The sequence below is a fragment of the Streptomyces globisporus genome, from assembly GCF_003501885.1.
GTDB lineage: Bacteria > Actinomycetota > Actinomycetes > Streptomycetales > Streptomycetaceae > Streptomyces > Streptomyces globisporus_D.
Genome location: NZ_QWFA01000288.1, coordinates 1 through 5,393, shown reverse-complemented (window position 1 = coordinate 5,393; position 5,393 = coordinate 1). Strand labels below are relative to the sequence as shown.

General features: G+C 73.6%; 5 protein-coding genes. 2 read left to right on the top strand and 3 right to left on the bottom strand.

Features of this window, described 5'->3' with window-relative positions:
* A partial coding sequence (holA, locus tag D3105_RS32010; protein WP_118906358.1) for a DNA polymerase III subunit delta occupies positions 1–911 on the bottom strand: 911 nt, incomplete at its 3' end.
* A gap of 92 nt (positions 912–1,003) precedes the next feature.
* Here holA and D3105_RS32005 point away from each other — a divergent pair.
* Entirely contained in the window at positions 1,004–1,249 is a 246-nt protein-coding gene (locus D3105_RS32005; RefSeq protein ID WP_118906357.1) for a hypothetical protein, read from the top strand.
* A 29-nt stretch (positions 1,250–1,278) separates the two neighbouring features.
* Here the strand turns inward: D3105_RS32005 and D3105_RS32000 are convergent, their stop codons facing one another.
* The gene (locus tag D3105_RS32000) at positions 1,279–2,160 is read right to left on the bottom strand and encodes a YceI family protein (protein WP_118906356.1); all 882 of its coding nucleotides are present in this window, start codon (positions 2,158–2,160) and stop codon (positions 1,279–1,281) included.
* A gap of 245 nt (positions 2,161–2,405) precedes the next feature.
* On the opposite strand from D3105_RS32000, the gene D3105_RS31995 reads away from it, so the two are divergent.
* Positions 2,406–2,867, top strand: coding sequence for a pyridoxamine 5'-phosphate oxidase family protein (locus tag D3105_RS31995; protein ID WP_118906359.1), 462 nt, complete (start codon positions 2,406–2,408; stop codon positions 2,865–2,867).
* Positions 2,868–3,013: 146 nt separating this feature from the next.
* Here D3105_RS31995 and D3105_RS31990 read toward each other — a convergent pair whose 3' ends face one another.
* Positions 3,014–5,260 carry a ComEC/Rec2 family competence protein gene (locus D3105_RS31990; RefSeq protein WP_118906355.1) on the bottom strand — a complete coding sequence of 749 codons (2,247 nt, stop codon included), beginning with the start codon at positions 5,258–5,260 and terminating at the stop codon, positions 3,014–3,016.
* Between the last annotated feature and the right edge of the window lie 133 nt (positions 5,261–5,393).

Genomic DNA, 5,393 nt, shown 5'->3' with positions numbered 1-5,393 from the left:
CCCTTCACCCCCGCATCCGCCGCAGCCACGGCCCGCAGGGCCACCGCCACCCCGTCCGGCGTCCACCCCCGCATCTGCTGCCGCACCCGGTCGATCTTCCACGGCGGCATCCCCAGCTCCCGGGCGAGATCAGCCGGCCGCCCGCCCCTCGCGGAGGACAGCTTCCCGATCGCCCGCACCCCCTGCGCCAGCGCACTGGTGATCAGCACGGGGGGAACCCCGGTCGACAACGACCACCGCAGCGCCTCCAGCGCCTCCGCCGCCCGCCCCTCGACCGCCCGGTCGGCGACGGTGAACGACGACGCCTCGGCCCGCCCGGTGTAGTAGCGCCCGACGACCGCCTCGTCGATCGTGCCCTCGACGTCCGCGATCAGCTGGGACACCGCACTGGCCAGCTCCCGCAGATCGCTGCCGATGGAGTCGACCAGCGCCTGGCACGCCTCCGGCGTCGCGGACCGCCCGTGGGTCCGGAACTCCGACCGTACGAACGAGAGCCGCTCGGCCGGCTTGGTGGTCTTCGGGCAGGCGACCTCCCGCGCCCCCGCCTTGCGCGCGGCGTCCAGCAGCCCCTTGCCCTTGGCCCCGCCCGCGTGCAGCAGGACGAGCGTGATCTCCTCGACCGGCGCGCCGAGATACGCCTTGACGTCCTTGGCCGAGTCGGCCGAGAGGTCCTGCGCGTTGCGCACGATCACGACCTTGCGCTCGGCGAAGAGCGAAGGGCTGGTGAGCTCGGCGAGCGTGCCCGGCTGCAACTGGTCGGACGTCAGATCGCGTACGTCCGTGTCGGCGTCGGCAGCCCGCGCGGCCGCCACCACCTGCTGCACCGCACGGTCCAGGAGAAGGTCCTCCTGGCCCACGGCGAGGGTGACGGGGGTGAGCGGATCGTCGCTGGAATTCTTCCTGGTGGCCATCGCGATCCAGCATCCCACGCCCCACTGACAGCCAAGGACGGCCCAGGCGGCCCAGGGCACGGGCCACGGCCCCCGTACCGGAGAATGTCCGGGTGAGCGATGTGAGACATGTACTGGTGCTGCCCGACCGCGACGCCGCCGAGGAGGTGGCCGAGGGACTGGCGGACCGCTTCGGGGTCGCCGAGGAGCCCCAGCTCGTACGGGACGCGCTGGCCGGCGAGGACGACGCCGAGGACGCCCAGTGGCTGGTGGTCGTGGAGGACGCGACCGGCCGCCTGGACCCGGCCGCGCTCGACGAGTTCGCCGCCGAGTACGAAGGCTGGCTGGAGAAGCCGTAGCCGCTCCGACGCCCCCTCGCCCGGCCGGTTCAGCCCCGGGGCACGATCTGGATGTCCAGGTCGATGCTGATGCTGGGCCCCACCACCGCGATCCCGCGCGCCAGCATCGTCTGCCAGGTGAGGGTGAAGTCCTCGCGGTGCAGTTCGGTGGTGGCCCGGCAGGCGGCCCGCGTCTCGCCCTCCAGCCCGTTGCCGAGACCGAGGTACTGGGTGTCCAGCGTCACCGTGCGGCTGACTCCGTGCAGGGTCAGCGCACCGGTGACACCCCACCGGTTGCCGCCCCGGTGGACGAAGCGCTCGCTGTAGAACTCCAGCGTCGGATAGCGGCCGACGTCGAGGAAGTCGCCCGAGCGCAGGTGGTCGTCGCGCATCTGCACATTGGTGTCGATCGACGCCGCGTCGATGATCACGTGCATGGCGGAGTCCTCCATGCGGTCGGCGATCCTGACCGCCCCGGCGAAGGTGTTGAACCTGCCGTGGATGCGCGCCAGCCCGATGTGCCGGGCCGTGAAGCCGATCTGCGAGTGGTTCGGCTCGATGTCCCAGTCGCCGGGGTCGGGCAGCTGCGGGGGCTGCGCCACCTGGAGGGTCACATCGCCCAGCGTGGCGTGCGCCCCCTCGGTCACCGTCGCCGCCCCGTGGAACGGGGTGAACCCCTCGGCCTTGACCGCCAGCCGGTAGTCACCGGCCGGGACCGTGGCGAGCAGGCTGCCGAAGGGGTCCGTCTCACCGGCGGTGACCTTGCGCCCGACGCTGTCGGTCAGGACGAACTCGGCCTGCTGAACCGGTTCGTTGACCGGGTCCAGCACCCGACAGCTGAGCACGCCCGCGGTACGGGGCACCTGGACTCCGGCGAGCGCCCCACCGCGCCCACCCGCCTGGCCTCTGTTTCCCAGCCAACGGCCGAACATCTCTTACGTACCCCCAGGGGCGCTTCGCACTTCGGGCCCCTGACAGTTGGACGTCTTCGTCGGATCAGCGGCCCGCCGACGAGCATGCATTCGATCACCGATGCGGCGTTCGAGGCAAACGGAGGGCCTCGGAAGGAGTTGTACGGAGGTGTTACCGAAGGTCCGAATTAGGAGCGTCCTAGGACTCCTGCCCGAGGCCCCTGGCCCGAGGCGCGGAGCGGTGGTCGCCCTCTAGCGTGTCGATCATGACCGAGTACGAGCCCCCGCGCAGCCGGGAACAGCGCAAGCAGGACGTCCTGGACCGCCTGCGGCAGGACGAGGACGCATGGGTGGCGACGGCGTCCCCGGACGGTGTTCCCACCCTGGTGCCGCTGTCGTTCCTCTGGGAGGACGACACCGGCACGCTGGTGATGGCCACCCGGCGGACCAACCCGACGGCCGTGAACGTGACTCCCCACGGGCTGATCCGGGTCACCGTGGGCCACACCCGGGACGTGGTGCTGATCGAGGGCGAGGCGCGGATCGTGGAGGCGGCGGACCTTCCCACCGTGACGAGGGATGCCTTCGCCACCAAACTCCGGGGCTGGAGCCCGCGCGACCCCCGCTGGGTGTTTCTGCGCATCACCCCGCACACCGTGCGCGCCTGGCGCGAGGAGAACGAACTCGCCGACCGCGACCTGATGCACTCGGGCACCTGGCTGCCCTGACTCGCGCGCGCCGGTCTCGGGGGGGCCGCCCGTGTCTCCCTCTGTCCGGCCTCGGGGGGGGCGGGGCAAGCAGATCCACCAGGACGCGGGCGGCGAGCAGCGCACGGCCTGATGCGCACAGCCAGGCGGGCCCGGTTCTCGCGATGTCACGACCGGCCCACCGCCCGCAGCTCCTTCCCCGCGCCCGCCACCGCGATCGGGCCGTCGGTGTCGGTGCGCAGGACCCTGGCCCCCGCCGCCTCGAGAGCGGCCACCGTACGGGGCGAGGGATGGCCGTACGGGTTGTCCGCACCGCAGGAGATGAGCGCCAGCCTCGGCCGTAGGCTGTGGAGCAGCCCGGCGTCCTGGAAGGCCGAGCCGTGGTGGGCCACCTTGAGGACGTCCACCGGGCCCGGTGCCTCCCGCCCGCGCAGCAACTCCCGCTGGGCCGGGGGTTCGAGGTCCCCGAGGAGCAGTAGCGTCAGCCCTCCGGCCGCCCGTACCCGCAGGGTGACGCTGGAGTCGTTCGCCTCCCGCACCGCCGTCTCCCCCGCTCCCCCGGGCCCGGGGCGGGGCCAGAGAACCCGCCACTCGACGGGGCCCGACCGGCGGTGCTCACCGGTCACGGCCCGCACCGTGGGAACCCGTGCCGCGGCCGCCGTCCTCCGCACGAACGCGGCCTGTTCGGGCGGCTCTTCGAGGCTCGTCGTCTGGATCGCGCCCACCGCCCTGCCCCGGAGCACTCCCGGCAGCCCGCGCACATGGTCGGCGTGGAAGTGGGTGAGGACCACGAGCGGGACCCGGGTCACCGCCAGATCGCGCAGGCACCGGTCGACCGCCCCGGGATCGGGTCCGGTGTCGACGACCACCCCCGTGCCGTCCCCCGCCGCGAGGACCATCGCATCGCCCTGCCCCACGTCGCAGAGCGCGAACGACCAGTCGGGCGGCGGCCATCCGGTCATGATCCGGGTCAGGGGAACCGGCCGCAGCACCGCCAGCACCAGAAGCAGCCCGGCGGCACCGCAGATCCAGGGGTGACGGGCCAGCCTCGGGGCCAGAAGCACGGCCAGCACCGTGAGTCCGGCCAGCAGCGCAGCGCCGGACCACCCACCGGGCCACTGCGCCTCGGCCCCGGGAAGGCCCGCCCCCGTCCGGGCGACGGTCGCGATCCACCCGACCGGCCAGCTCGCGACCCACGCCAGCAGCTCGGCCACCGGCGGGGCGACCGGGGCGACGGCTAGAGCCGCGAACCCGAGCACCGTCGCCGGTGCGACCGCGAACTCCGCCAGCAGATTGCACGGGACCGCCACCAGGCTGACCCGCGAGGCCAGGACCACCACCACGGGCGCGCACACGGCCTGCGCGGCCGCCGCGGCGGCCAGAACCTCGGCCAGCCTGCCCGGCACCCGTCGTGCCCGCAGTGCGGCGCTCCACCGCGGCGCCAGCGTCAGCAGCGCACCGGTGGCCAGGACCGACAGCAAAAATCCGTAACTCCGGGCGAGCCACGGGTCGTAGAGCACCAGGAGGACGACAGCGGCCGCCAGGGCCGGGATCAGGGATCTCCGGCGGCCCGTCCCGATCGCGAGGAGGGTGATCAGCCCGCAGGCCGCCGCACGGAGCACGCTCGGTTCCGGGCGGCACACGACGATGAACGCGAGGGTCAGCACACCGCCGATCACCGCGGTCCCGCGCAGGGAGAGTCCCAGCAGGGGTGCGAGGCCGCGCCGTTCCGCGCTCGACGCCGATCCCGGCGGCCCGACGAGGAGGAAGAGCAGAATGGATAAATTGGCTCCGGAAACACTGAGCAAGTGCGTCAGGTCCGTCGCCTTGAAGGCATCGTGGAGTTCGGGCGGGACCCTGGAGGTGTCGCCGACCACCAGCCCCGGCAACAGCGCACGCGCATCCGCGTCCAGACCGTCCGTCGCCTCCCGCAGCCCGGCGCGCAGGTCTCCCGCCGCACGCTGGATCCCCGTCGGAGGCCCGGTGATCCGAGGCTCCCCCGCGTCGTCCACCCGCAGGACCGCGGCGAGGCGTTCGCCGTCGTGTGCGGGTGGCGAGAGCCTGCCGGCGAGCCGGAGCCGGGTGGACGGGAGCAAGCGCTGCCAGTCCGCCCGGTGGTCCCCCGCCGCGACCATGAGCAGCACCGGTGTCCGTACCCGGGTGGCCGGCCCGTCCGGCGTTCGCACCTCCATGACCTCGGCATCGATCAGGAGAAGGGCCGGGGCGCTGTGGTTGCCGCGTACCGCCGGTCGGGTCGTCCGGGGATCCGAGGTCACCCGCACCTCGGCCTCGACCCGCGCGTACTCGCGGGCCAGCCCGGGCACGGGCCCGCGCCACACATCGGCCCCGTGAAGCCCGGCCACGGCCGCGCCGGCTGCCGCGCAGAGCAATACAGCTCCGCCAGCAGCAAGCACCCGCGCCCGCCCGGCGGCTCTCCCGGCCCGGGAGGCGCCGTCGGCACTCCCAGCCCGGAGCCCCGCGTCGGTCCGCCCGCCCCCGGACTCTCCTGCCCCCTTCCCGTCCCCGGGCTCTCCGTCGGCACTCCCG